The sequence below is a fragment of the Aminobacter sp. GW821-FHT11F06 genome, assembly GCF_058808215.1.
The window spans coordinates 877,887-900,781 of sequence record NZ_JBXARL010000001.1 but is presented as its reverse complement, the minus strand read 5'-3'; the positions used below and the strand labels follow the sequence as shown (position 1 = coordinate 900,781).

The 22,895-nt window shown below is 62.4% G+C and carries 20 protein-coding genes; 8 read left to right on the top strand and 12 right to left on the bottom strand.

Annotated elements, in window-relative coordinates; genetic code table 11:
• Window position 1 precedes the first annotated feature (1 nt).
• Complete coding sequence (locus tag AC1RTB_RS04400; RefSeq protein ID WP_492943792.1) at window positions 2-2,452, top strand: autotransporter family protein; 2,451 nt, start codon at window positions 2-4, stop codon at window positions 2,450-2,452.
• Between the two features lie 39 nt (window positions 2,453-2,491).
• On the opposite strand, the gene AC1RTB_RS04395 is transcribed toward AC1RTB_RS04400, so the two are convergent.
• From AC1RTB_RS04395 to AC1RTB_RS04370, 6 genes are all read right to left on the bottom strand, one after another.
• Window positions 2,492-2,815, bottom strand: a complete 324-nt coding sequence (locus tag AC1RTB_RS04395; protein ID WP_492880652.1) for a YnfA family protein — start codon at window positions 2,813-2,815, stop codon at window positions 2,492-2,494.
• Window positions 2,816-2,884: 69 nt separating this feature from the next.
• Window positions 2,885-4,174 carry a cyclopropane fatty acid synthase gene (locus AC1RTB_RS04390; protein ID WP_492880628.1) on the bottom strand — a complete coding sequence of 430 codons (1,290 nt, stop codon included), beginning with the start codon at window positions 4,172-4,174 and terminating at the stop codon, window positions 2,885-2,887.
• 149 nt (window positions 4,175-4,323) lie between these two features.
• On the bottom strand, window positions 4,324-4,902 hold the full coding sequence (gene rplI / locus AC1RTB_RS04385; protein WP_492880627.1) for a 50S ribosomal protein L9: 579 nt from the start codon (window positions 4,900-4,902) through the stop codon (window positions 4,324-4,326).
• Window positions 4,903-5,116: 214 nt separating this feature from the next.
• Window positions 5,117-5,365, bottom strand: a complete 249-nt coding sequence (rpsR, locus tag AC1RTB_RS04380; RefSeq protein ID WP_019170551.1) for a 30S ribosomal protein S18 — start codon at window positions 5,363-5,365, stop codon at window positions 5,117-5,119.
• Window positions 5,365-5,844, bottom strand: a complete 480-nt coding sequence (gene rpsF, locus AC1RTB_RS04375) for a 30S ribosomal protein S6 (protein ID WP_476783955.1) — start codon at window positions 5,842-5,844, stop codon at window positions 5,365-5,367. Before rpsF ends, rpsR begins: the two co-directional genes overlap by 1 nt.
• Window positions 5,845-6,156: 312 nt before the next feature.
• A complete protein-coding gene (locus AC1RTB_RS04370; RefSeq protein WP_492880651.1) occupies window positions 6,157-8,013 on the bottom strand; it encodes an LTA synthase family protein in 1,857 nt (618 codons plus the stop codon).
• 415 nt (window positions 8,014-8,428) lie between these two features.
• Here AC1RTB_RS04370 and fabD point away from each other — a divergent pair, with 415 nt between their 5' ends.
• From fabD to gmk, 7 genes are all read left to right on the top strand, one after another.
• Window positions 8,429-9,370 (top strand): ACP S-malonyltransferase, encoded by a 942-nt coding sequence (gene fabD, locus AC1RTB_RS04365; protein ID WP_492880626.1) that lies wholly within the window; start codon window positions 8,429-8,431, stop codon window positions 9,368-9,370.
• Between the two features lie 54 nt (window positions 9,371-9,424).
• The gene (fabG, locus tag AC1RTB_RS04360; protein WP_492880625.1) at window positions 9,425-10,162 is read left to right on the top strand and encodes a 3-oxoacyl-[acyl-carrier-protein] reductase; all 738 of its coding nucleotides are present in this window, start codon (window positions 9,425-9,427) and stop codon (window positions 10,160-10,162) included.
• A gap of 198 nt (window positions 10,163-10,360) precedes the next feature.
• Window positions 10,361-10,597 carry an acyl carrier protein gene (locus AC1RTB_RS04355; RefSeq protein ID WP_055978681.1) on the top strand — a complete coding sequence of 79 codons (237 nt, stop codon included), beginning with the start codon at window positions 10,361-10,363 and terminating at the stop codon, window positions 10,595-10,597.
• 28 nt (window positions 10,598-10,625) lie between these two features.
• Complete coding sequence (fabF, locus tag AC1RTB_RS04350) at window positions 10,626-11,888, top strand: beta-ketoacyl-ACP synthase II (RefSeq protein WP_492880624.1); 1,263 nt, start codon at window positions 10,626-10,628, stop codon at window positions 11,886-11,888.
• A gap of 106 nt (window positions 11,889-11,994) precedes the next feature.
• A complete protein-coding gene (gene mltG, locus AC1RTB_RS04345; RefSeq protein WP_492880623.1) occupies window positions 11,995-13,191 on the top strand; it encodes an endolytic transglycosylase MltG in 1,197 nt (398 codons plus the stop codon).
• A gap of 132 nt (window positions 13,192-13,323) precedes the next feature.
• Window positions 13,324-14,214, top strand: coding sequence for a YicC/YloC family endoribonuclease (locus AC1RTB_RS04340; RefSeq protein WP_492880622.1), 891 nt, complete (start codon window positions 13,324-13,326; stop codon window positions 14,212-14,214).
• A 3-nt stretch (window positions 14,215-14,217) separates the two neighbouring features.
• Window positions 14,218-14,871, top strand: a complete 654-nt coding sequence (gene gmk / locus AC1RTB_RS04335; protein WP_492880621.1) for a guanylate kinase — start codon at window positions 14,218-14,220, stop codon at window positions 14,869-14,871.
• Between the two features lie 59 nt (window positions 14,872-14,930).
• Here gmk and rsmA read toward each other — a convergent pair whose 3' ends face one another.
• The 6 genes from rsmA to lptF form a co-directional block, all read right to left on the bottom strand.
• Window positions 14,931-15,770, bottom strand: coding sequence for a 16S rRNA (adenine(1518)-N(6)/adenine(1519)-N(6))-dimethyltransferase RsmA (gene rsmA / locus AC1RTB_RS04330; protein ID WP_492880620.1), 840 nt, complete (start codon window positions 15,768-15,770; stop codon window positions 14,931-14,933).
• A 101-nt stretch (window positions 15,771-15,871) separates the two neighbouring features.
• Window positions 15,872-16,891 (bottom strand): 4-hydroxythreonine-4-phosphate dehydrogenase PdxA, encoded by a 1,020-nt coding sequence (pdxA, locus tag AC1RTB_RS04325; protein ID WP_492880619.1) that lies wholly within the window; start codon window positions 16,889-16,891, stop codon window positions 15,872-15,874.
• A gap of 4 nt (window positions 16,892-16,895) precedes the next feature.
• Entirely contained in the window at window positions 16,896-17,831 is a 936-nt protein-coding gene (locus AC1RTB_RS04320; protein ID WP_492880618.1) for a peptidylprolyl isomerase, read from the bottom strand.
• 119 nt (window positions 17,832-17,950) lie between these two features.
• Window positions 17,951-20,332 (bottom strand): LPS-assembly protein LptD, encoded by a 2,382-nt coding sequence (locus tag AC1RTB_RS04315; protein ID WP_492880617.1) that lies wholly within the window; start codon window positions 20,330-20,332, stop codon window positions 17,951-17,953.
• An 11-nt stretch (window positions 20,333-20,343) separates the two neighbouring features.
• Complete coding sequence (gene lptG, locus AC1RTB_RS04310) at window positions 20,344-21,432, bottom strand: LPS export ABC transporter permease LptG (RefSeq protein WP_492880616.1); 1,089 nt, start codon at window positions 21,430-21,432, stop codon at window positions 20,344-20,346.
• A complete protein-coding gene (gene lptF, locus AC1RTB_RS04305) occupies window positions 21,429-22,628 on the bottom strand; it encodes an LPS export ABC transporter permease LptF (protein WP_492880615.1) in 1,200 nt (399 codons plus the stop codon). Before lptF ends, lptG begins: the two co-directional genes overlap by 4 nt.
• Window positions 22,629-22,895: the final 267 nt, after the last annotated feature.

Sequence of the window (22,895 nt, the reverse complement as noted above, 5' to 3'; positions counted from 1 at the left end):
AATGGTTTTGCTGACGTCGGCGATACCAGCATATGCCGCCTGCGATCTGACACCGACGGCTGGAAACAGCACCTATGTCTGCGACAGCGGCTCAAGCGGCGCGCTGACCGATACGAGTGGCAGCAACACGTTCATCATGCCGGTCGGCGGAACTGGAACGGTCACCGGTAACGTCACCTTTGGTGGTGGCGTCGACCGCGTCGAGATTCATTCTGGCACGATCACCGGCGCGGTAAGCCAGGGCGCTGGCAGCGACATCTTCATCATGACCGGCGGCGTGATTGGTTCGCTCGACCAGGGCAGCAATCTCGACACGGCGACGATCAGCGGCGGCCGCATCATCGGCGAGTTCTTTGCCGGCGACTTCGTTACCATGACCGGCGGGCGCATCGGCAACGTCAATCTCGAACAGGCCAATAACGAGATGCGCATGTCGGGCGGCAGTATCGACACGTCGATCATCGCCGCACAGGGCAATGACTTGCTGGAGGTATCGGGAACGGCATCCATCGGCACTTTCGTCAATCTCGGCAACGGCAACGACCGTGTGATCATGTCGGGAGGGACGATCGGCGGCGAGGTCGTCATGTTCAGCGAGACCTCGATCAATCCGCCCGTTCAAGGCAACAATCTCGTCCAGGTCAGCGGCGGCTCGATCGGCGGCGGCATCCGCTTCGGGCAGGGCAGCGATACGTTCAACTGGCTCGGCGGCGGCACTATCGGCGGCAATGTGGCGATGGGCGCGGGCAATGACACCGCAACGCTGGCTGGTCTGACGGAAGCCAGCTTCACAGCAGGCAGGACCATTGATGGTGGCAGCGGCGCCGACGTCAACACCGGCCTGAGCGCCGACACGCTGGTGTTCCAGAACACAAACTCGACGTCGGTAGCTCGCTATATCAATTGGGAAACCGTCAATCTCACCCAAGGTTCGGCTTTCACGCTCGATGGCAATTTTGTTCTCGGCGATGCCCTGTCCAATACCGGCAGCTTCAACATCGACGCATCGAGCACCTTGTTCGCCGGCGCCGGCGTCAATGGTTCGGTCCGCGCGTTCGCAGCGGCAAGTGCCGCGACGCTGAACAATGCAGGCACCATCGACCTGACCAATGGCGCGGCGAGCGCTGCCGACAGGTTCACGGTGGCTGGCAATTACATCGGCGCCGGCGGTTTCCTGCGGCTCGACACGGTGCTCGGCAGCGATGGCTCGCCATCCGACAAGCTGGTCATCCAGAATGGAACGGGCACCGGCTCGACCGGCATCGTTGTCGTCAAGGCCGGCGGGGCCGGGGCGCTGACCACCCGCGATGGCATCCTGGTTGTCGAAGCAACTGCCACCTCCACCACCGCTGCTGGCGCCTTTTCCCTCGCCAAGCCTGTCGTCTTCGGTGCGCACGAATATCTGCTGTTCCGCGGTGGTGTCAGCGCCGGATCGCAAGAGAACTGGTATCTGCGCTCGGTGCTCATCGATCCTGCCGCTCCCTCCGTGCCCGGTGTGCCGATCCTCCGGCCCGAGACGGCGGTCTATTCTGTGCTGCCGCCGATGGCGCGCGATCTCGCCATGTCGACGCTCGGCACCTTCCATGAGCGCCGTGGCGAACAGAGCTTCCTTTCAGGTGGCGATGATTTTTCCACGACCTGGGGCCGCGTCTTCGGCTCCAGCTCTGAGCAGAGCTGGTCGGGCAGCGTTTCGCCTTCGACCGACGGCACGACCTTCGGCATGCAGGCCGGCCTCGACATGCTCCGCTCCGAATCGGAATCGGGCGCCCGCAATGTCGCCGGCATGTTCCTGGGTTATGCCAGCCTCAACGCCGACGTGCGCGGCGCGGTTCAGGGCCAGACCGATCTCGCCGCCGGCAAGCTCGACCTCAATGCCTACTCGGTCGGCGGCTATTACACCCATGTAGGTGCCAGCGGCTGGTATCTCGACGGCGTGCTGATGGGCACCTGGTTAAGCGGCGATGCGCGCTCGGACCGTGCCTTTGGCATCGATGCCGACGGACGCGTGGTGACCGCTTCGCTGGAAGCCGGCGCGCCCATCGCCTTGAGCCAAGGCTGGGTGCTCGAGCCGCAGGCCCAGATCATCTGGCAGGACGTGTCCTTCGACGACGGCAACGACACCTTGTCGGCGGTCCGTTTCGATGAGGGCAGCGGCGTGACCGGCCGGATCGGGGCACGGCTGCAGGGCACGTTCGACACTTCGTCGGGCCAGTTCAAGCCGTATCTCAAGGCCAATCTCTGGCATGGCTTCGATGGCGAGGATGTCACTTATTTCGACAGCGACGCGATCAGGGTCGAAACCGGCGGCACCAGGCTCGAACTCGGCGGCGGCATCACACATGCCTTCACCGACAAGGTCAGCGCCTTTGCCGTGGCCGACTACACCTTCAATCTCAGTGGCGAGCGCAGCCGTGTCTTCGAGGGCAATCTCGGTCTGCAGATCAAATTCTGAGCTTGTGCACCCGGCTTTCTGCCGGGTGTGAAACTTGCTTTACGCGCTTCGCGGCGCGAGCAGGATGATCGAGGCGCCGAAAATGCAGATGACGGCACCGATCATGTCCCAGCGGTCGGGCCGGATGCCCTCGGCGAGCCACAGCCAGCCGAGCGAAGCGGCGATGTAGATGCCGCCATAAGCGGCATAGGCGCGGCCGGCGGCGTTGGCCTCGACCAATGCCAAAAGCCAGGCAAAGGCGATGAGCGAGAGCAGCCCAGGTGCCAGCCAGAGTGGCGATTTTTCAAGCCGCCACCAAGCCCAAAAGGCAAAGCAGCCGGCGATCTCGGCAAGGGCAGCGGCAGCGTAGATGGCATAGGTCATGAAAAGGGCCTGCGCGATTGGCAACAGGCCCATTTCCTATGTTCGATGTGGTGGATGCAAGGGTGAAAACTATCCCTCGTCCGCCACTTTCCTGCGGCGGCTGGTCTTTGCGGCAGGTTCTGTCTTGCGGTGCGCCAGCTCGTGCATGGCAAGCGCCTTCTCGCATTTGCCGATATAGTCGCGGGTCAACGGCAGCGTGTCGTTGCGGTGGGTGAGCTGGATCTGGAAGACCATCAGGTCCTGCCAGCGGAATGCAGCTTCGGATGCCGCGAGATAGAACTCCCACATCCGGCAGAAGCGCTCGTCATAGATCGCCTTGGCCTTGTCGCGGTTGGCGGCAAAACGTTTGCTCCAGTGCTTCAGTGTGTCGGCATAATGCAGCCGCAGGATCTCGACATCGGTGACCATCAGTCCAGCCTTTTCGATCGCCGGCAGCACCTCCGACAAAGCGGGGATATAACCGCCGGGGAAGATGTGCTTGCGGATGAAGGCGCTTGTCGAAGCCGGCGGGCCAGCGCGGCCGATCGAGTGCAGCACCATGACGCCGTCGGGCTTCAGGCGCTTGGCGACGTTGTCGAAGAAGGTGCGGTAGTGGTTGACGCCGACATGCTCGAACATGCCCACGGAGACGATGCGGTCGAAGCGCTCGACCAATTCGCGATAATCCCTGATTTCAAAATGGACGTGGCCGTCTAGCCCTTCTTCATGCGCGCGCTCGGTGGCGACAGCATGCTGCTCGGTCGACAGCGTCACGCCGAGCACCTGGACTTCGAAGCTGCGGGCGAGATAAAGCCCGAGGCCGCCCCAGCCGGAGCCGATGTCGAGCACCGATTGGCCCGGCCTCAGCCGCATCTTGGCTGCAATATGCGCCTTCTTGGCGATCTGGGCCTCTTCCAGCGTCATGTCGGGGTCGGCGAAATAGGCGCAGGAATATTGCATGTCGGTGTCGAGGAAGAGCCGGTAGAGATCGCCCGACAGATCGTAGTGCCGCTGGACATTGCGTTTGGCGCGCGCGGCGGTGTTGACCTGCTGGAAGCGCCGGAAGGCGAGCCTCAGATTGTCGATCGCCTTGGTCCAGGCGGTGTCGATGCTGCCATTGCCGAGATTTTCGAAGACGACCCGCATCAGCCCGAGCACATCGCCACCGACGATGTCGACATCGCCATCCATATAGGATTCGGGCAGGGCCAGCATGGGATCGAGCGTGATGGCGCTCTCGGCACGCCGCGTCTTGATCAACAAATGCACCGGCTCGCCGGAACCGTCTCCGAATCGATGGGATCGCCCATTGGGGCCGGTGACTGTCAGATTGCCGGTGCGCACAAGCTTACCGACGATGCGTTGCAACAACATGTTCATGGCGTGCTCGCGAAAGAGGTCAGTCCTGTAGTCTGATCTTGGAAGATAGTCGCAGCGCTGACAAGTTCCACAGCTGGCACAAAAAAAGCCCGGATGTTGCCATCCGGGCTTGGTCCAGAAAACTGGATAGAAAAGGCGTCGGCTAAAAATCAGCCCTCGTCGCCTTCGCCGTCTTCGTTCGGATCAAAGAAGCTGTCCGGACGGGCGTTTTCGTTGATGTCGTCGCCATAGATGGCTTCAGCCGTGGTCAGCGTCTCGCCCTTGGTCTGACGCTCGGCTTCGTCGGCCGTGCGCGCGATGTTCAGCGTGATGGTGACTTCGACTTCGGCGTGCAGCGCGATCGCCACATTGGTCAGGCCGATGTTCTTGATCGGCTGGTTGAGCTCGACCTGGTTGCGGGCAACCGTGAAGCCTTCGGCGCCGAGCAGATCGGCGATGTCGCGGGTCGTCACCGAACCGTAGAGCTGGCCGGTTTCACCAGCCGAACGCACGATCACGAAGCTCTTGCCGTCGAGCTTGTCGGCGACCTGCTGGGCTTCCAACTTGCGCTCAAGGTTGCGGGCTTCGAGCTGGGCGCGCTGGCCTTCGAACTTCTTCTTGTTGGCTTCGTTGGCGCGCAGCGCCTTGCCCTTGGGCAGAAGGAAGTTACGGGCAAAGCCGTCCTTGACCTTGACGGTATCGCCCATCTGGCCGAGGCGGGAAACGCGTTCGAGGAGAATGACGTCCATTTTTCTTGTCCTTTCGTTGGCTGCAAAGGCAGCGAATAAATTCAACGGGCAAGGAAGCAAGAGGGGCGTTGCCGCCGGTTTCGCTGTCCTGCCAGTCGCGGCAGTTAGGGGCTCTTGAGAAGACCCAACCCGGGATTTGAGACTTAACCCGCCACGCCCGTCGCGGCAGGAAAATTCTGGCCCGGGCGACCAAGCACCCGGGCCAGAAAGTAGATCACTTCACCACGTAAGGCAGCAGGCCGAGGAAGCGGGCGCGCTTGATCGCCTTGGCGAGTTCACGCTGCTTCTTCTGGCTGACGGCGGTGATGCGCGAAGGAACGATCTTGCCACGCTCGGAAATGTAGCGCTGCAGCAGACGCACGTCCTTGTAGTCGATCTTCGGAGCGTTGGCGCCGGAGAACGGGCAGGTCTTGCGGCGGCGATGGAAGGGCCGACGGGTCGGGATCTGATTGATGTCGACCATTATTCTGCACCCCCTTCAACACCTTCGCGCGGACGGCGCGGGCCACGATCACCACCGCCATCGCGGTCGCCGAAGCTGCGCGGACCGCGATCACCACGGTCGCGGTCGCCGAAGCTGCGCGGACGATCGCCGAAGCCACCACGCTCGGAGCGCTCTTCGCGCTTCTGCATCATGGCGGAGACGCCTTCTTCATGCGCGTCGACCTTGATGGTCAGGAAGCGCAGAACGTCTTCGGACAGGCCCTGCTGGCGCTCGACTTCCTTGACGGCAGCCGACGGAGCGGTGATGTCCATAAGCGTGTAATACGCCTTGCGGTTCTTGTTGACGCGGTAGGTGAGGGACTTCAGTCCCCAGTTCTCGACCCGGCCGACCGACCCGCCTGCTGCAGTGATGATGCCCTTGTAGTGTTCGACAAGTGCATCGACCTGCTGCTGCGAGAGGTCCTGGCGGGCAAGAAACACATGTTCATAAAGAGCCATAGCTTTTTGCCTTTCTTCGTTTCCATCTTCCGGTCCCGGCGGCTAGAGCCTCTGCGACCTCCCTGACCCTTCGAGGGCCTTGCGGCCTGCTTGGGGGAAGAAAGGAGCACGACGAGACGGTCGAGAGCGGAGACACGGGAGGCGGAAGCGTTTTCGCTTCGCACGGCGACTTTCGAGAAAGCCTCCGGCCCTCCGTTCAGCCCCCAGCTGGGACCGGCAGATGGCGGGCGTCTACATGCTAAGTGCAGCCAAGGCAAGGGGCGGGGCCAACAATCCCGCCGAAATCGGCCATTTGCCCGGGTTTTTCGCGGCTCAGCCGAGTGCTTCGTGCTGCAGGAAGAGCGGTGAACGGGTGCGGTCGGCAACGACCTTGTCGACAGTCTCGGGGAAGAAGCCCTTGGCGCCGCGGCGCTTGCCGAACATCATGTCGTATTGCAGCCAGCGGAAATCGCGGATCGCAGGATCAAGCTCTTTCTGGCGCGACCAGTCGAACACCGACTCGCCTTCGCGCGGCAGCAGCACGTTGCGGTCGACGACCTTGTAGCGGTCATGCAGGTCGCCGAGGAAGCCGGTGTAGTAGGGGTGGCTGATGCCGGCGGTCTCGAGCACATGCAGCGGCAGGAAGGCCGGGCTGATCGAGCCGATGTCGCGCGCGGCACCTGTGCGGTTCGACCACACCACCAGCGGTGTTTCGTGCTGCACCAGCATCTCGCCGATCGCAGCCTTGCGTTTGGCCACCGGCTCTTTCATGAATCCGGTCTCGACATAGACAGGCCCGAGCGGCGGCAGGTGGTCGCCGAAAAAGGCGATCACGGTCGGGCGCTCGCGCTTGCTCGCCCAGTCCATCAGGCGCTTGAGGCCACGATCCGCGTCCGCAGCGCCCTCGGCATAGGTCAGGATCGAATCGCGCGCCCACGGTGTCGTTGCGGCCTCGACAGTGTGGGTCGTGTCGCTGTAGCGGTTCGGCTCGTAGGGGCCGTGGCTCTGCAGGGAGACTGCAAAGAAGAAGAACGGATGCTCGGTGGCATCGGCCTCGCGGATGATCTCGTCCATCAGGGCTGCGTCGGATGCCAGGGGCCCGCGCTTTTCGAGCGGCGGCAGGTTTTCTTCCGACATGAATTCGTCGAAGCCGAAGGCCTTGTAGACGGGCGCGCGGTTCCAGAACCAGCTGCCGAACGGATGGATGGCGCGGGTCTCGTAGCCTTCGCTCTTGAAGAAGGTGGCAAGCGAAGGCACCGGCGCGCGGACATATTGCTGATAAGGGATGGAGCCCGCCGGCAGGAAGGCGTTGGAGAAGCCGGTCAGCGCCTCGAACTCGACATTGGCGGTCATGCCGCCGAATTCGGGCGAAAAGACATGGCCCGACTGCGATGCACGCACATTCTGGATCGGATCCGGTGTTATCTTGACGCCAGGCAGCAGCGTCGGATCCCAGAAGGACTCGCTCATCACGATGATGACGTCGGGTTTTTCCTCGGGCAGGGCAGCGACAGCCTGTTCGGGCCGGGCAATGGCGTCGATCGCCTTTTCGGAATAGCCCTCCGGCGCCTTGACCTTGGCCATCGGCACGTTGAGCGCAAAGGCGATGGCAAAGCCGTTGGAGGCGTAATTTTCCTTCTGGTCCCACATCATCGGGATGATCTGGAGACGGTCGCGCGTCCACGAGAAGGTCGCGTAGTCCATGATCGAGACAAAGAAGGCCAGCGTCGGGATGGCGATGGCGAGGCGCGAAATGCGCGCCCAGAGCGTCAGCGCCGGCATGCGGCGGCGCCAGTAGCGCCAGGCCAGGACGAGCAGCGAAACGCCGGCGATCAGGCCGACGACAATGCCGATGCCGGCCAGCGGCCGTTCGCGCACCAGCAGCGGCATCAGTTCGACGATCTGGCGGGCATAGAGGAAATCGGTCGGGTAGAGCGGGTCGCCGAGGTAAAGCGACTTCTGGTGGCCGACGAAGGCGAGCAGAAGTGCGACGGGCGCAACGATCAAAAGCCCGTTGTAGGGCCGGCCGAGCACCGCATCGAGACCGATGATCAAAAGGGCAAACAGGGCGACCGTCGTCCAGCTCGGCTTGAACGGCTGCTGGAAGAAGTTGAGCGTGTCGACGAAGGAGCCGCGCGCGACGAACTCGATGGCAAACACCAGCACCGCCGAAACGGCGAGCGTGACCATCACCGAGCGCAGCACGCACAGGGCATAGGCACGCCGGCCAAGCACTTCCGCGGCCTCGTCTTCGCCATCCCTGACGACGGCCTTGCCGTCCGCCAATAGTTTTGCCAACTCAACTTCCCCGGGCGCTCCGCAGCCGCGTCACGCAACTGTCACAAAACGGTCATCGAAAACCTAGCGCATATGGCAAAATTGAGAAGGATGGGGCAAACAAAACGTGTTTCGTATTAATCATCTGTGATTATTTGCCTCAAACTGGCCCAAAGGCGCACAAGACTTGACTTGGCGGTATTCATTGCGCCAGAGGCACCATGATATGGCGTTATGCGCGTCCCCGGACATGCAAGGCGCTTGAAGTGACACGTCCGCGCGTGGTGATTCCAGATTGGGCCGATGCGCTGCTAGCCAGGAGACCAACATGGCCGTTGCATTCACTTTCCCTGGACAGGGCAGCCAGGCCGTCGGCATGGGCAAGGAACTCGCCGATGCTTTCCCCGAAGCGCGCCGCGTCTTCGAAGAAGTCGATGACGCACTGGGCGAAAAGCTTTCGAAGCTGATCTGGGAAGGTCCTGAAGAGACGCTGACGCTGACGGCCAACGCCCAGCCAGCGCTGATGGCGGTGTCGATGGCTGCCTTCAGGGCGCTTGAATCGCGTGGCCTGTCGCTCAAGGACAAGGTTTCTTACGTCGCCGGCCACTCGCTCGGCGAGTATTCGGCACTTGCCGCCGCGGGCTTCGTGTCGGTCGCCGATGCGGCGCGCCTGCTGCGCATCCGCGGCGACGCCATGCAGGCGGCGGTGCCGGCCGGGCAGGGCGCGATGGCTGCGATCATCGGACTGGAACAGACCGATGTCGATGCTGCCTGTGCCGAGGCAGCCCAAGGTTCGGTGTGCCAGATCGCCAACGACAATGGCGGCGGCCAGCTGGTGATCTCGGGCGAAAAGGCAGCCGTCGAACGCGCCGCCAAGCTTTGCACCGAAAAGGGCGCCAAGCGCGCGCTGATGCTGCAGGTCTCAGCGCCTTTCCATTCGGCGCTGATGGCGCCGGCCGCCGACAAGATGCGCGAAGCGCTCGCCGGCGTGAAGAAGCACGCGCCGATCGTTCCGGTCATCGCCAACGTCTCGGTTCAGCCGATCACCAACCCCGAAGAGATCGCCGCCCGCCTCGTCGAGCAGGTCACCGGCCGCGTGCGCTGGCGCGAGACCGTCGAGTGGTTCGGCAGCAACGGCGTCACCACGCTTTACGAAGTGGGTGCCGGCAAGGTGCTGTCGGGCCTCGCCCGTCGCATCAACAAGGACATCGCGACGGCTGCGGTCAACAACCCGGCCGACGTCGACGCGGCAATCGCTGCGCTCGTCTGAAAATTCAAACGACCCCACCCGTGTGAAGGGTGTTCTCTCAGAGGGATTGAAAAAATGCTCGATCTGACCGGCCGCAAGGCACTCGTCACCGGCGCATCCGGGGGCATCGGCGAAGAAATCGCCCGCATCCTCCACAAGCAGGGCGCTATCGTCGGCCTGCACGGCACGCGCGTTGAAAAGCTCGAAGCCCTGGCCAACGAACTCGGCGACCGCGTGAAGCTGTTTCCGGCCAATCTCGCCGACCGCGACGAGGTCAAGGCGCTGGGCCAGAAGGCCGAGGCCGATCTCGAAGGCGTCGACATCCTGGTCAACAACGCTGGCATCACCAAGGACGGCCTGTTCGTGCGCATGTCCGATGCCGATTGGGACAGCGTCATCGAGATCAACCTGACGGCGATGTTCCGCCTGACGCGCGAGCTGACGCACCCGATGATGCGCCGCCGCCATGGCCGCATCATCAACATCACCTCGATCGTCGGCGTCACCGGCAATCCCGGCCAGACCAACTACTGCGCCTCCAAGGCGGGCATGATCGGCTTTTCCAAGTCGCTCGCCCAGGAGATCGCCACCCGCAACATCACCGTCAACTGCGTCGCACCCGGCTTCATCGAATCGGCAATGACCGAGAAGCTCAACGACAAGCAGAAAGAGACGATCATGGCCGCGATCCCGGCCAAGCGCATGGGCACCGGCAAGGAAGTTGCTTCGGCCGTCGCTTATCTCGCTTCTAACGAAGCAGCCTATGTCACCGGCCAGACGATCCATGTAAATGGTGGCATGGCGATGATCTGATTGTCGCAATAGGCCGGGATAACCGGGCCTTTTACCTTGGACGCGGTGAAGTTTTCGTGTATTGCCGCGCTCCATCAGGTGGCCGGACCGAAACCGGACCGCCACCAGAGCGCTTTGGGAAAGCGTAGATTACAGCTTGATTAGCGGCATTCCGCCCGCTAACGAAGACCTAACAAACACCAGACTGAGGATGCCCACATGAGTGACACCGCAGAGCGCGTCAAGAAGATCGTGATCGAACATCTTGGCGTCGACGCCGACAAGGTGACTGAAGCTGCAAGCTTCATCGACGACCTGGGCGCGGACAGCCTCGACACGGTCGAGCTCGTTATGGCGTTCGAAGAAGAATTCGGCGTCGAAATTCCTGACGACGCGGCCGAGACCATCCTCACCGTTGGCGACGCCGTGAAGTACATCGACAAGGCTTCGGCCTGAGCGATCGAGAATGTCAGGGATGCCTGCGATGAGGCGTGTGGTCGTCACGGGCCTTGGCCTGCTTTCACCGTTCGGCATGGGCTACGAGCACAGCTGGAAAGAGCTTCTTTCCGGCCGTAGCGCCGCGAGGCGTATCTCGGAGTTCGAGGTCGAAGATCTCCCCTGCAAGATCGCCAACGTCATCCCCAGGGGTGACGGCTCCGATAATACCTTCAATCCCGAAGCGGTCCTTGAGCACAAGGAACTGCGCAAGATCGGCGACTTCATCCTTTACGGGATCGCGGCCGCCGATGAGGCATTGAAGGATTCGGGCTGGCAGCCCAAGACGCCGGAAGAGCAAAATGCGACCGGCGTCATGATCGGCTCGGGTATCGGTGGCATCGACGGCATTGCCGAAAATGCCCTGATCCTCAAGGAACGTGGGCCCCGCCGCATCAGCCCCTTCTTCATTCCAGGCCAGATCATCAATCTGGTTTCCGGTCAGGTTTCGATCCGGCACGGGCTCAAGGGCCCCAATCATGCCGTGGTCACCGCTTGCTCGACCGGTGCGCACGCCATTGGCGACGCAGCCCGCCTGATCATGTTCGGCGATGCCGACGTGATGCTGGCCGGCGGTGCCGAAGCACCCGTGACACGCCTTTCGCTTGCCGGCTTTGCCGCTTGCCGGGCGCTGTCGACCGACCGCAACGACGAGCCCGAGAAGGCCTCGCGCCCTTATGACCGCGACCGCGATGGTTTCGTCATGGGCGAGGGTGCCGGTGTTGTCGTTCTGGAAGAACTCGAGCACGCCAAGGCGCGCGGCGCCAAGATCTACGCCGAAGTGGTCGGCTACGGCCTGACCGGTGACGCCCATCACATCACCGCCCCCGCCGAAGATGGCGACGGTGCCTTCCGCTGCATGACGGCCGCCCTCAAGCGCGCCAACCTGTCGCCGGCGGATGTCGACTACATCAACGCCCATGGCACTTCGACCATGGCCGACACGATCGAACTCGGTGCTGTCGAGCGCCTTGTCGGCAATGCCGCCTCCAAGGTGTCGATGTCGTCAACCAAGTCGTCGATCGGCCACCTGCTTGGTGCTGCTGGGGCCGCCGAAGCGATCTTTTCGATCCTCGCCATCCGCGACAACATCGCGCCGGCGACGATCAATCTCGATAATCCCGAGCGCGAAACCGCGATCGACTTGGTGCCGCACAAGCCGCGCGCCCGGCAGATCGACGTCGCCCTGTCGAACTCCTTCGGCTTCGGTGGCACCAACGCCTCGTTGGTTTTCCAGCGCTTCAACGGCTGATAGGCTGTGGGAAGGGGCCCGTTGAGGGCCCTTCGCCGTGATTTTTGCCACATTCAGGCCTAGTCTCCCGGCGGGGATTCGACGCAAGAGGGAGTGGCGAGGCAAGATGAGCACCAATACGCCAGATCAGGGGCAAGGCGCGCCGCGCGCTGCAAATCCGATCGTTCCAAAGACCGCGCAGGAAGCGCTGCGGCCCGAAATCGGCACGCCGCCGCCCAAGCGTTCGCGCGCCTCGCGCAACCAGATCGTCGTGTTCATGAATTTCATGATGTCGACTGCAGTGCTGGTGATCCTGGCTGGTGGCACCGCCCTTTATTTCGGCAAGCGTGAATTCAACGGCGAGGGTCCCTCGTCTGCCCCCACAACGTTCCTGGTCAAGGAAAAGACCGGCGTGCAGGATATTGCCGAGCAGCTCGAGCGGCGCGGCCTGGTCAGCGACGCCCGCATCTTCCGCATGGGCGTGCGTGCCTACGGCAATGACGGTTCGCTCAAGGCCGGCGAATACGAGATCGCGGCTGGTGCTTCGATGCACGAGATCATGGAGCTTTTGAAGAGCGGCAAGTCGGTGCAGTATTCGCTGACGATCCCCGAAGGGCTCACCGTCGAGCAGGCCTGGAAGCGCATTGCCGAGCAGGAAGCACTGAGCGGCGACATGCCGACAGAGATGCCGGCGGAGGGCACGCTTGCAGCCGACACCCAGCGCTTCACGCGCGGGCTGACGCGCCAGCAGATCATCAACAAGATGCTGGCCGACCAGAAGGAACTTGTCGAAAGCATCTGGGCGCGCCGGTCCGCCGATCTGCCGATTGCCGACGTCAACGAGTTCGTGACGCTTGCCTCCATCGTCGAGAAGGAGACCGCGCGCGGCGACGAGCGCTCGCGTGTGGCGGCCGTCTTCATCAACCGCCTCAACAAGGGCATGCGGCTGCAGTCCGATCCGACGATCATCTATGGCATCTTCGGCGGCAAGGGTAAGCCGGCCGACCGGCCGATCTTCCGCTCCGACATCGACAAGCCGACGCCCTACAACACCTATGTCATCAAGGGCCTGCCGCCGACGCCGATCGCCAATCCGGGCAAGGCCTCGCTGGAGGCAGTGGCCAACCCGTCCAAGACCAAGGACCTCTATTTCGTTGCCGACGGTTCGGGCGGGCATGTCTTTGCCGAGACCCTGGACGAACACAACGACAACGTCGCGCGCTGGCGTGCTTTCCAGCGCAAGGTCGTCGAGGACGAGAAGGCGGCTGACCAGGCCGATCCGGCCAAGAAGGACCCAACGACCACCAACGCGGTCAAAAACTAAGCAAGCCCATGCATGACGCCGAAAATCGGAATCGATTTTCGCAAAGGATCATGCACAGATTGAAAATGTTACAGCATCCTTTGCGCGTCCATTCGGACGCGCTGCGCTGTAAGAACAGGAATTCGCTGCCAGATGAACCTGCAAAGCATGACAGGCTTCGCCCGCGTAGCGGCCGAGCATGACGGAACGGCAATCGCCTGGGAGGTGAAGTCGGTCAACGGCAAGAGCGTGGAAGTGCGCTTGCGCCTGCCGCAGGGCTTCGAGCGGCTGGAGCCGGCAGTCAGGCAAGCCATCCAGAAGCGTTTTTCGCGCGGAAATGTGCAGGCGACGCTGACCGTCAGCCGCACCGGCGGCTCGATGGTACAGCCGGTGGTCAACGAAGTGTTCCTGCGCGACGTCGCCGAACTCGCCAATCGTCTCGTCAAGCAATATGGCGCAGCGCCTGCCAGCGCAGACGGGCTGCTTTCGCTGCGCGGTGTGTTCGACGTGCCTGAGGCGGTCGAGACCGAAGAGCAGCGCGCGGCGATCGATGCGGTGACCATGAATTGCCTGGAGGCCGGGCTTGCCGGTCTCGTTGAGGCGCGCAAGGCCGAGGGCGAGGCCCTGAGGGGCCTGCTGGCGGGCCACATCGCGACCATCGAGACGCTGACGCTGCGGGCCGAGGCCGACCCGTCGCGCGAGCCGGCGCAGATCCGCCAGCGCCTGGCCGAACAGGTTCGCCTGCTGCTTGAGGCGTCGCCGGCACTCGACGAGACCCGGCTCAACATGGAAGCCGCGTTTTTGGCCACCAAGGCAGATATCCGCGAGGAGATCGACCGTCTGAAGACGCACGTCGCCTCGGGGCGGGCGCTGATTTCGGGCGGCGGTGCGATTGGCCGCAAGCTCGATTTTCTGGCGCAGGAATTCAATCGCGAATCGAATACTCTGTGTTCGAAGTCGAACGCCGCCACAGTGACCGCCATCGGGCTGGAACTGAAGGCTGTGGTCGACCAGTTTCGCGAACAGGTACAGAATCTGGAGTAGCGCATGAGCGCCGAAAACCCTTCAAACGCCATCAGGCGCCGCGGCCTGATGCTGGTGTTGTCTTCGCCTTCAGGCGCGGGCAAGTCGACCATCGCGCGCAATCTGCTCGAAAGCGACCCCGGCCTCGAACTGTCGGTCTCCGTGACGACGCGCGCCCGGCGCGGCAGTGAAATCGACGGCATGCACTATCATTTCCGCTCGATGCGCGACTTCGAGCGGCTGCGCGATTCCGACGAATTGCTCGAATGGGCCGAGGTTCACGGCAACTTTTATGCCACGCCGCGCGAGCCGGCCGAAATCGCCATGGCGCAAGGCCGCGACATGCTGTTCGACATCGACTGGCAAGGTGCCGAGCAGCTCAAGGAAAAGATGCGCGCCGACATTGTGTCGATCTTCATCCTGCCGCCGTCGATGAGTGAGCTGAAGACGCGTCTGCGCCGCCGGGCCGAGGATCAGGACGCGGTGATCGAGACCAGGCTGCACAACGCCCGCGTCGAACTCGAACACTGGCGTGACTATGACTACGTCGTGGTCAACGACGACCTCGACAAGGCATTTTCCGCAGTCAAGGCGATCGTGACGGCCGAGCGCCTGCGCCGCGACCGCCGGCCGGGCCTGTTCGATTTCGTTTCGAAGTTGCTCGACGAGAAGGTTTGAGACGAGAAGGTTTGAGGCGGACTTTACCCTCTCCACAAAGACGAGGGTAATATCTGCGTTCAGACGGCCTTTGCCAGCGCCACGAACTCCTCGACGCTGAGTGTCTCGGCGCGGCGGGTCGGGTCGATGCCGACGGTTTCCAGCAGCTTTTCGCCGCCCATGCTTTTCAGGCTCTGGCGCAGCATCTTGCGGCGCTGGCCGAAGGCTGCCTCTGTGACGCGGCCAAGCACCTTCACATCGGCCGCCAGCGGCTCCATGCGTGGCTCCAGGTGGACAACCGACGAGACGACCTTGGGCGCCGGCGTGAAGGCCTGTGGCGGTACGTCGAAGGCGATGCGCGCTTCCGTGCGCCAGCCGACGAGAACGCCGAGCCGGCCAAAGGCGGAACTCGCCGGACGCGCCACGATGCGCTCGGCGACCTCGCGCTGGAACATCAAGGTCAGCGACTGGTAGAACGGCGGCCACGTCTCGACGGTGAGCCAGCGGACGAGCAATTCCGTACCGATGTTGTAGGGCAGGTTGGCGACGATCTTTGTCGGCTCTCCGTTCGCAAGCGCTGCGAAATCGGTCTTCAGCGCATCGCCCGACACAACTTCCAATCGGCCGGGATAATGGTCGGAGATTTCGGCCAGTGCGGCCAGGCAGCGCTCGTCGCGTTCGATGGCAATGACGCGCTTGGCGCCATGCATCAACAGTGCGCGCGTCAGCCCGCCAGGGCCGGGACCAACCTCGATGACGGTGACGCCGGTGAGGTCGCCGGCAGCGCGCGCCACTTTACCGGTGAGGTTGAGGTCGAGCAAAAAATTCTGGCCAAGCGTCTTTTTGGCCTGGAGGCCGTGACGTTCGATGACATCGCGCAGTGGCGGCAGTCCATCGATGCTGGTGACGGCTGAACTCATGATGTTTTAGAGCCTGTTCCATCCCGATTGAATCGGAATGGGGCTCTATCCTTTTGTTGGAGCATGACCTTTTCCGAAAACCCGGTTCCCACTTTTCGGGATCATGCTCTAGCTTCCACGTCGGCGAGCTGGCGCGCGAGCTTCAGTGCCGCGATCAGGCTGTCGGGCCTTGCGATACCCTTGCCGGCAATGTCGAAGGCCGTGCCATGGTCGGGCGAGGTTCGGATGAAGGGCAGGCCAAGCGTGACGTTGACCGTCTCGTCGAAGGCTAGTGCCTTGGCCGGGATCAGCGCCTGGTCGTGATACATGCAGATGGCTACATCGTAGCCGGCGCGCGCGCGGGCATGGAACATGGTGTCGGCGGGCAGGGGGCCGAAGGCGTCGATGCCTTCCGCCTTGAGTGCTTCCACCGCCGGGCGGATGATGCGTTCATCCTCGTGGCCCATGGCCCCGCCTTCGCCGGCATGCGGATTGAGCCCCGATACAGCGATGCGCGGTCTGGCGATGCCGAAGCGGCTGCGCAAGTCGTGTGCGGTGATGCGAACGGTCTCGATGATTGCCGCAGTGGTCAGCGCCTTTGGCACGGCTGCCAACGCAATGTGGATGGTCACTGGCACGGCGCGCAGGTCCGGTCCGGCGAGCATCATGACGGGTGTTGCTTTGACGCCGGTCTTTTCCGTCGCCAGATGAGCGAGATATTCGGTGTGGCCGGGAAAGCGGAAGCCGGCGTCATAGAGCGGCTTCTTGGCGATCGGGCAGGTGACGAGGGCTGCCGCGCGGCCTTCGAACGTGTCGGCGACAGCGCGGTCGATGGCCTCGATGATACCGGCGGCATTGCGCTTGTCCGGCTGGCCGGGAGCGTCGGTCAGCGATGCCGCGAGCGGCACGACGGGCAGGGCACTGGCGAAAAGTTGAGCGGCCCCAGCTGGGTCGGTCTCGGCGATCGCCACGTCCATGCCCACGGCGCGAGCTCGCGCGGCAACAAGCGCTGGGTTGGCGAGAAGGTAGAAGGCCGGCACATCAGCCTTGTTGCGCAGTCGCCAGGCGGCGACAGCGATTTCAGGACCAATGCCGGAGGGATCGCCTGATGTCAGCGCCAGCGGGGCGCTATGGGACCCCACGGGCCTAGCGCGTTACGATGCGAGCGACTTTCCGCAGCTCGGCCATGTACTTCTTATTGAGCTCGTCGGCCTTTGCGTTGTCGCCCTTGCCCATATCTTCGGCCTGGAACACCATCTGGGCGACCTTGTCGTCCGAAACTTCGCGGGCGCTGCAAACGCCGATGAATTCAACGCCGCGCTCGGTCTCGCGTACCGGGGTCGCACCGCCGGCCTTGAGCTTCTTGATGTCGTCGGACCACTCGGGCGGCAACTGTGGCGCGAGTACCCGGCCGAGGTCACGCACAGTGACGTCGAGCAGGCCCTTGGCGAACTCGCGCGTCTGTTCGCAGCCTTTGAAGCGGCCGCGCATGGCATCGGCTTCACGCTTGCGCTTGGGGATCGTGCCGCGCTCGGAGGCGGGTACGACGAAGATCACCTGCTGCAGCATGTATTCGGTGGCGCTGGGCTTGGCACCGCCCTTCTGGAGCATGCGCCGGACGGCGTCCTGCTCGCTGGTGCCACCGCCGCCGCCCTCGGTGGAGCGGAAGCGCGCGCTGAGTGCCTGGTTCCAGCCGATCTGGGCGCGGATGTATTCCTTGAAGTGGCTGCTGGTCACGCCAGCCTGTGCCAGGATCTGGTCCATCTGGGCCGGCTTGAGCTTGTTGGAGCCGGCGAAACGCGCATAGGCATCCTCGACCTGCTTGTCGGAGACGCGGATGTTGAGGCGCTTCATCTCGGCCAGACGCAGCGTCTGTTCGATCATTTCCTCGTTGGCATCGCCCTTGCGCTTTTGCAGCTTGAGGAAGGCGGCCCGACGCTGGATGTCGTAGCTGGTGATCGGCACATCATTGACGACGTACTTGATTTCGCTGGCCTGAGCCTGCGGCGCATAAGCGGTCATCGAAATCGACGTTGCCGCCACGAGCAGAGCAAAGCCTGCCGAAAAGAGGTGTTTCCGCATGGAAAAAGTCCCGTTCAAACCCCAATCCAAGCTTCGCTCGGATGATATTGCCCAGCAAATGGCCGTTTTATGCGGCAAAACGATGTCGAGCCGCCCCCAGCACCGTTCCCATGCTGATCCTAGAAGACGTTTGTCGCCGTTCCGAAATCGCCGATCGTGCGGAACGAAATATTGAAGCCGACGGTACGTGTCACATCGTCTGGATTGTTGTGATCGCGGCTTTCCGCATAGGTCATCATGTAGGTGAAGCACTCGTCGTCATAGGCAAAGCCGACGCCGTTCCTGACGAGCAGATCGCTCTTGATGTCGTAGGTACCAGAGCCGAAGGCGCGCCAATTGTCGTTGAAACGGGCTGTGGCGCCGAGCGTGACTTCATGGCGGTCGGTGGGGAAACCGTAGAGCGGCTGCGCCTCGACGAAGGCGTATCGTGCCGAAACAGCGAGTGGACGGGCATCCAGACCGACCTTCAACTCGGCGCGCCGCACGTCGAACGTCTGCTCGTCGAAGCGGCCGCTGACCGAGGCCGACAAGCCGTTCGGGCTGGCGATGCCGGCGAGGGCCACGTAGTCCGACCTATCGCTCTCCAGCCCCGAATAGGCGCCGGCATTGACGAGGTCAGGGGCGGCAAACGAATTTTCGCCAGCAAGGTGATAGGACTGGCCGGCGAGCGCGTTGGTGGTCCAGCCATTGTTGAAGCTGCCGGTGTAGCGCACGCCGAGATTGGCGCGGGTGCCACCTTCCATGCGGTCGTAGCCCGAGAACTTGTCGCGCTCAAACAGCGACGTCGCATCGAAAACGAAGCTCTGGGCATCCTCGTTGGGAATGCCGAGCCCGCCGATATCGCCTTCGCTCGGGCGAGCGAAAAGCTGCGCCATCGGCTCGAGCACATGGGTCGAACTTGTCGACGAAAACAGCACTGGCCAGCGCAATTCGAGGCCGAGTGTTGCCATGTAGCGGAACAGCGACGAGCGAACATCGTCGGCGACGTTGATCTGCGGGTTTGCGGCCATGGTGTTGATGGCGTTGAGCGAGTCAGCCGACGCATTGAGATAGCTGCCGTCGCCACGGAAGGCGAGCAGCGGCGTGACCAGCAGGCCGCCCTCGGTGATGATTGTGCGCTTCCACTCGGCTTCGGCAGTCAGGCGGCCGGACGTGCCTTCGATGCCGTGTATCGTGGGCGAAAACGCTGGCGCGAACACCGTGGTATCAAGGTCCGAACGCTGGATGACACGCGCATTGACGTCGAAGGACAACTCGCCTCCCGCGACCGGCATGTCGGGGATGTAGGCGTAGTCGAGCGACGGCAGCACCCAGGGCTGCTTGTTGGCGCGCGCCGTGGGGTCGCTGTCGAGCACTTCTTCCTGGACATCGAAGTGCATGGCGCGCAGGTCGAAGTAATTACGGTCGTTCAGGCCGGTGAGATAGACCTCCGAGCGATGCGTGCTGTCGGCGAAACCATCGATGTTATAGGTGCGCGAAAAATTCTTGTCGGACTGAACGAGAACATCCCAGCCGAACGCCCAGCGCGGATTGAGGTCGAAACGACCCTTCGTGCCGACCATGCCGCGCAGCTTGTTTTCGTCGCCTGGAGCCCCGCGATCGACTGTGTTGGGGTCGAACTTGTCCGGATTCATCTGGTGGATGCCGGCGATCTTCAGGGTGTAGGCGCCATTGTCGAAACGCTGGCGCCATTCGGCTTCGCCAAGGAAGCCCTGCTTGGTATAGCCGGTGCCTTTTACGGTGAGGTCATAGGTCGGCGAAAGCGCGAAATAGTAGGGAACCGTAAGGCCCGCGCCGAGCTTGCTCTTGAAGCTGATGTTCGGAATCAGGAAGCCGCTCTTGCGCTTCACTGTCGGGTCGGCGATTTCGAAGGCTGGCAGGAAGGCGATGGGGAAGCCGAAGAACTCGAAATTGGAGTTCTCGAAGCGCACAGTCTTCTTCTGGCCGTCCCAAATGATCTTCTGCGCCTTGACGCGCCAGATCGGTGCCTTGTCAGGCGTTTTTTCGCACGGTGCGCAGGCCGTGTAGACGCCGTTGTTGAACGTCGTCAGCACACCGCCTTCGCGCTTGGCGCTTTCGGCGGCGAAATAGGTCTTGTCGACGGTCTCGACGCGCAGCGCGTTGACGAAGCCGTCAGCGAAGTCGTCGGTGATGTCAATTTCTTGCGAGAAGATCTTGGTGCCGTCGGAATTGACGATCGCGACATTGCCGCTGGCGACCAGCCGCGACGTCTTGCGGTCATAGGTGACGCGCTGGGCGACGAGGCGGTTGCCGGCATAGTCGATCTGCACGCCGCCGACGGCGGTCACCGTCTGGACGTCGTTGTCATAGACGAGCGTGTCCGCCTCAAGCAGCATCTGCGAGCCTTCGGGCACGCTGGGCGCGAGGTCGGCGACAGTTTGAGCGAACGCTGGAGCGAGCGGAAGCGCGCACACGAATAGAGATGCGAGCGCGGTCGCACCGAAAAGGCGTGCCCTAAGGGCCGTCCTGCGGCTGGCCATTACGCCCCTCACTAACCGTCCTCCTTGTAGAGCAGGAAAGTCACCCCGAAAAACATTGCTACGACAACTGGAAGCCACGCCGCAATATAAGTCGGCACGAATCCCGCATTGCCAAATGCTTTGACCAGAACCGAAACGACATAAAGCAGAAAGCCAGCGAGGACGCCACCCAGAATCATCGTTGCCGACTGCCCCATCCTCGCAAATTGCATCGACACTGTTGCAGCAATGAGAGTCATCGCGACGAGAAGGAAGGGAAGGGCGACAAGTGAATGAAATTGCATGGCGAATGCGTTTGCCCTGAGGCCGAATGAGCGCGCGATTTCGATCTTTGCAGGCAGTTGGAAGAATGGAATCGTTTCCGGTCGCGCCAGTCTTTCCTGCACGAATTCCGGCTTCAGATTGGTTGGTACCTGGTCGGTTTTTTCCGAGGTGAAGTTCTCGGCGCCCTTCATGCTGCGGACGTTGACGAGTTCCCAATGTCCTTCCCGCAGATAGGCGCGCTCTGCGTCCTTGCGCTCGACCATATTGCCGCTCGAGTCGAAGACGAAGAACACCGCGTCTGCGAGTTCCAGGCCCTGGTTGAGGACCGCACGAGCGCCGATGATGACTTCGGTGCCGTTTGCTTTCTGCCGCAGCCATGGTGCCGAGAATGCCGAAACCGAATTCGACTGGCGCGAGCGCAATTCGGATTCGATATTTTCGGCACGTGAAAAACCGTGGGCCGCGATCGGGTTGAGGATGCCGACCGTGATCATGCCGAAAAGCAGCGCGCCGATGCAGCAGGGCAGCAGGAACTGCCACGCCGAAATGCCGGCGGCGCGCGCGATGACCAGCTCGTAGCGACGGTTGAGCGACACAAGTGTCGCCATCGCGCTGAACAGAGCCACGAACGGCACCGTCTGCTGCATGATCATCGGCACGCGAAGCGCCGACACAGTAAGGGCCATGCTGAACTTGAAGCCCGGCAGGCTACCGACATTGCTGGAGAACTCAGTGACGTCGATGATGAAGATCAGCGCGAAAATGCCGATGAAGAACCACGTCGTGATGACGGCATAGCGAAACAGGAAATAGCGCCCGAGTGTCCAGCCCATCATGCTGCTCCCTGGCCGGAAGCGCCGCCGCCGAGCCGCAGGCGGAAGGCGGTGAACCTGTCGCGGATGCGCGCAGCCATCGCCGCCATGCGGTCGGCAACTGCGACCGGCAGCTCCATGGTGCGGTTGTTGCGGATGAACCAGATGGCGAGCAATGACGCGCCGATCGGAATGCCATAGATGAGATAGCTGACCCAGGGCACCGTCTCGGCCTTGCTGCCGGCGAAGAAGCCGAGCCAGCGGAAAAACAGCGCGATGGTGACCGTGGTGATGAGCGGATGGATGCGCGCTTCGCGATGCGAACGCGCATCGCCTGCCACGGCAAGCGCGATGAGCGCGAAGGCGATCGAATAGAACCATTCGGTGAAGCGGCGGTCGAGTTCGACCGTGAACAGCCGCGGATTGCGCTGATAGAACTTGTCGCTGTGCGAGGGGTCCATCAGATAGGCCGTTGAGCGATCCTTCGGTGCCATGGTGACCTCCTGGGCGGCAGCGGAGAATTCGCTGAGGTCGAAGGCATAGGAATCGAAACTGATCACCGACACCTCGCCGCCTGGCGCCTTGCGGTGGATCACGCCGTCATTCATCACCAGCATCTGCTTGCTGTCGCGCTCGATGAAGGAGCCGTCCTTGGCGTAGTAGACGAGGTCGACGTTCGGTTCACGCGAATCGGCAACGAAAATGCCGCCCAGTCCGCCATTGGGCAGCCGCTCGCCGACCTGGACAAACAGACCTTCATCGACCTTGCGGAAGGTGCCTTCCTGGATGATCAGCGACAATAGGTCGGCGCGCGAGGTGGCGATCAGTTCGCGGTTGCGCTGGCGCGCCATGGGTTCGGCGACATTGTCGATGACGAAGGAAAACAGGCTGGCGCCGATAGCAAGGATGAGGATAGGCCGGATGACTGTCAGTCGCGAGGCGCCCGCGGCGTTGAGGATCACCAGCTCGGAATCGCTGTTCATCGTGCTCAGCGTCAACGCCACGGCGATGACCACTGCAAAGGGCACGACGATGGGGATGACGGTGGGCAAAATAAGTGCCGCCACCTCAAAGAAGGTCAGCGCCGACTGGCCGCTATCGGTGACGAGGTCGATTCGCCCGAGCACCTGGGTGGTCCAGACGATGGCCAAGGTCCAAGTCAGCGCGGCGACGAAAACCACGAACGCACGACGCAGGATGTAGCGCTCAACAACCTTCATCGATGACCAGGATTCCGTGTTTCCGACTTGGCCGGCCGACAGGATGTCGCACGGTCGATGTGGGTCCAAGATATAGTCCAAGGCAAGCCGGCACAACTGGCCCCTTCAGGCCGACACCATTCCAGCACCTTCTCCCACCAGGCGCGAGTCTGGGCACTAATGGCTAAGAAAGGCCGAACAGAGGTGGTTAACGCGAGGTTTCTGACAATATTTCGACTTTAGCAATAGCTGGCCTACGTGACGGGAGGCTTGCCAAACTCTCGAAAA

Coding starts and splice junctions, on each gene's coding strand:
- AC1RTB_RS04355 (WP_055978681.1), top strand. CDS start 10,361: ATGAGTGACACCGCAGAGCGCGTCAAGAAGATCGTGATCGAACATCTT.
- mltG (WP_492880623.1), top strand. CDS start 11,995: ATGAGCACCAATACGCCAGATCAGGGGCAAGGCGCGCCGCGCGCTGCA.
- AC1RTB_RS04390 (WP_492880628.1), bottom strand. CDS start 4,174: ATGAACATGTTGTTGCAACGCATCGTCGGTAAGCTTGTGCGCACCGGC.
- fabD (WP_492880626.1), top strand. CDS start 8,429: ATGGCCGTTGCATTCACTTTCCCTGGACAGGGCAGCCAGGCCGTCGGC.
- fabF (WP_492880624.1), top strand. CDS start 10,626: ATGAGGCGTGTGGTCGTCACGGGCCTTGGCCTGCTTTCACCGTTCGGC.
- AC1RTB_RS04370 (WP_492880651.1), bottom strand. CDS start 8,013: ATGGTCACGCTCGCCGTTTCGGCGGTGCTGGTGTTTGCCATCGAGTTC.
- lptF (WP_492880615.1), bottom strand. CDS start 22,628: ATGAAGGTTGTTGAGCGCTACATCCTGCGTCGTGCGTTCGTGGTTTTC.
- rsmA (WP_492880620.1), bottom strand. CDS start 15,770: ATGAGTTCAGCCGTCACCAGCATCGATGGACTGCCGCCACTGCGCGAT.
- AC1RTB_RS04340 (WP_492880622.1), top strand. CDS start 13,324: ATGAACCTGCAAAGCATGACAGGCTTCGCCCGCGTAGCGGCCGAGCAT.
- rpsR (WP_019170551.1), bottom strand. CDS start 5,365: ATGGTCGACATCAATCAGATCCCGACCCGTCGGCCCTTCCATCGCCGC.
- rpsF (WP_476783955.1), bottom strand. CDS start 5,844: ATGGCTCTTTATGAACATGTGTTTCTTGCCCGCCAGGACCTCTCGCAG.
- AC1RTB_RS04315 (WP_492880617.1), bottom strand. CDS start 20,332: ATGGCCAGCCGCAGGACGGCCCTTAGGGCACGCCTTTTCGGTGCGACC.
- lptG (WP_492880616.1), bottom strand. CDS start 21,432: ATGATGGGCTGGACACTCGGGCGCTATTTCCTGTTTCGCTATGCCGTC.
- AC1RTB_RS04320 (WP_492880618.1), bottom strand. CDS start 17,831: ATGCGGAAACACCTCTTTTCGGCAGGCTTTGCTCTGCTCGTGGCGGCA.
- gmk (WP_492880621.1), top strand. CDS start 14,218: ATGAGCGCCGAAAACCCTTCAAACGCCATCAGGCGCCGCGGCCTGATG.
- rplI (WP_492880627.1), bottom strand. CDS start 4,902: ATGGACGTCATTCTCCTCGAACGCGTTTCCCGCCTCGGCCAGATGGGC.
- AC1RTB_RS04400 (WP_492943792.1), top strand. CDS start 2: ATGGTTTTGCTGACGTCGGCGATACCAGCATATGCCGCCTGCGATCTG.
- AC1RTB_RS04395 (WP_492880652.1), bottom strand. CDS start 2,815: ATGACCTATGCCATCTACGCTGCCGCTGCCCTTGCCGAGATCGCCGGC.
- fabG (WP_492880625.1), top strand. CDS start 9,425: ATGCTCGATCTGACCGGCCGCAAGGCACTCGTCACCGGCGCATCCGGG.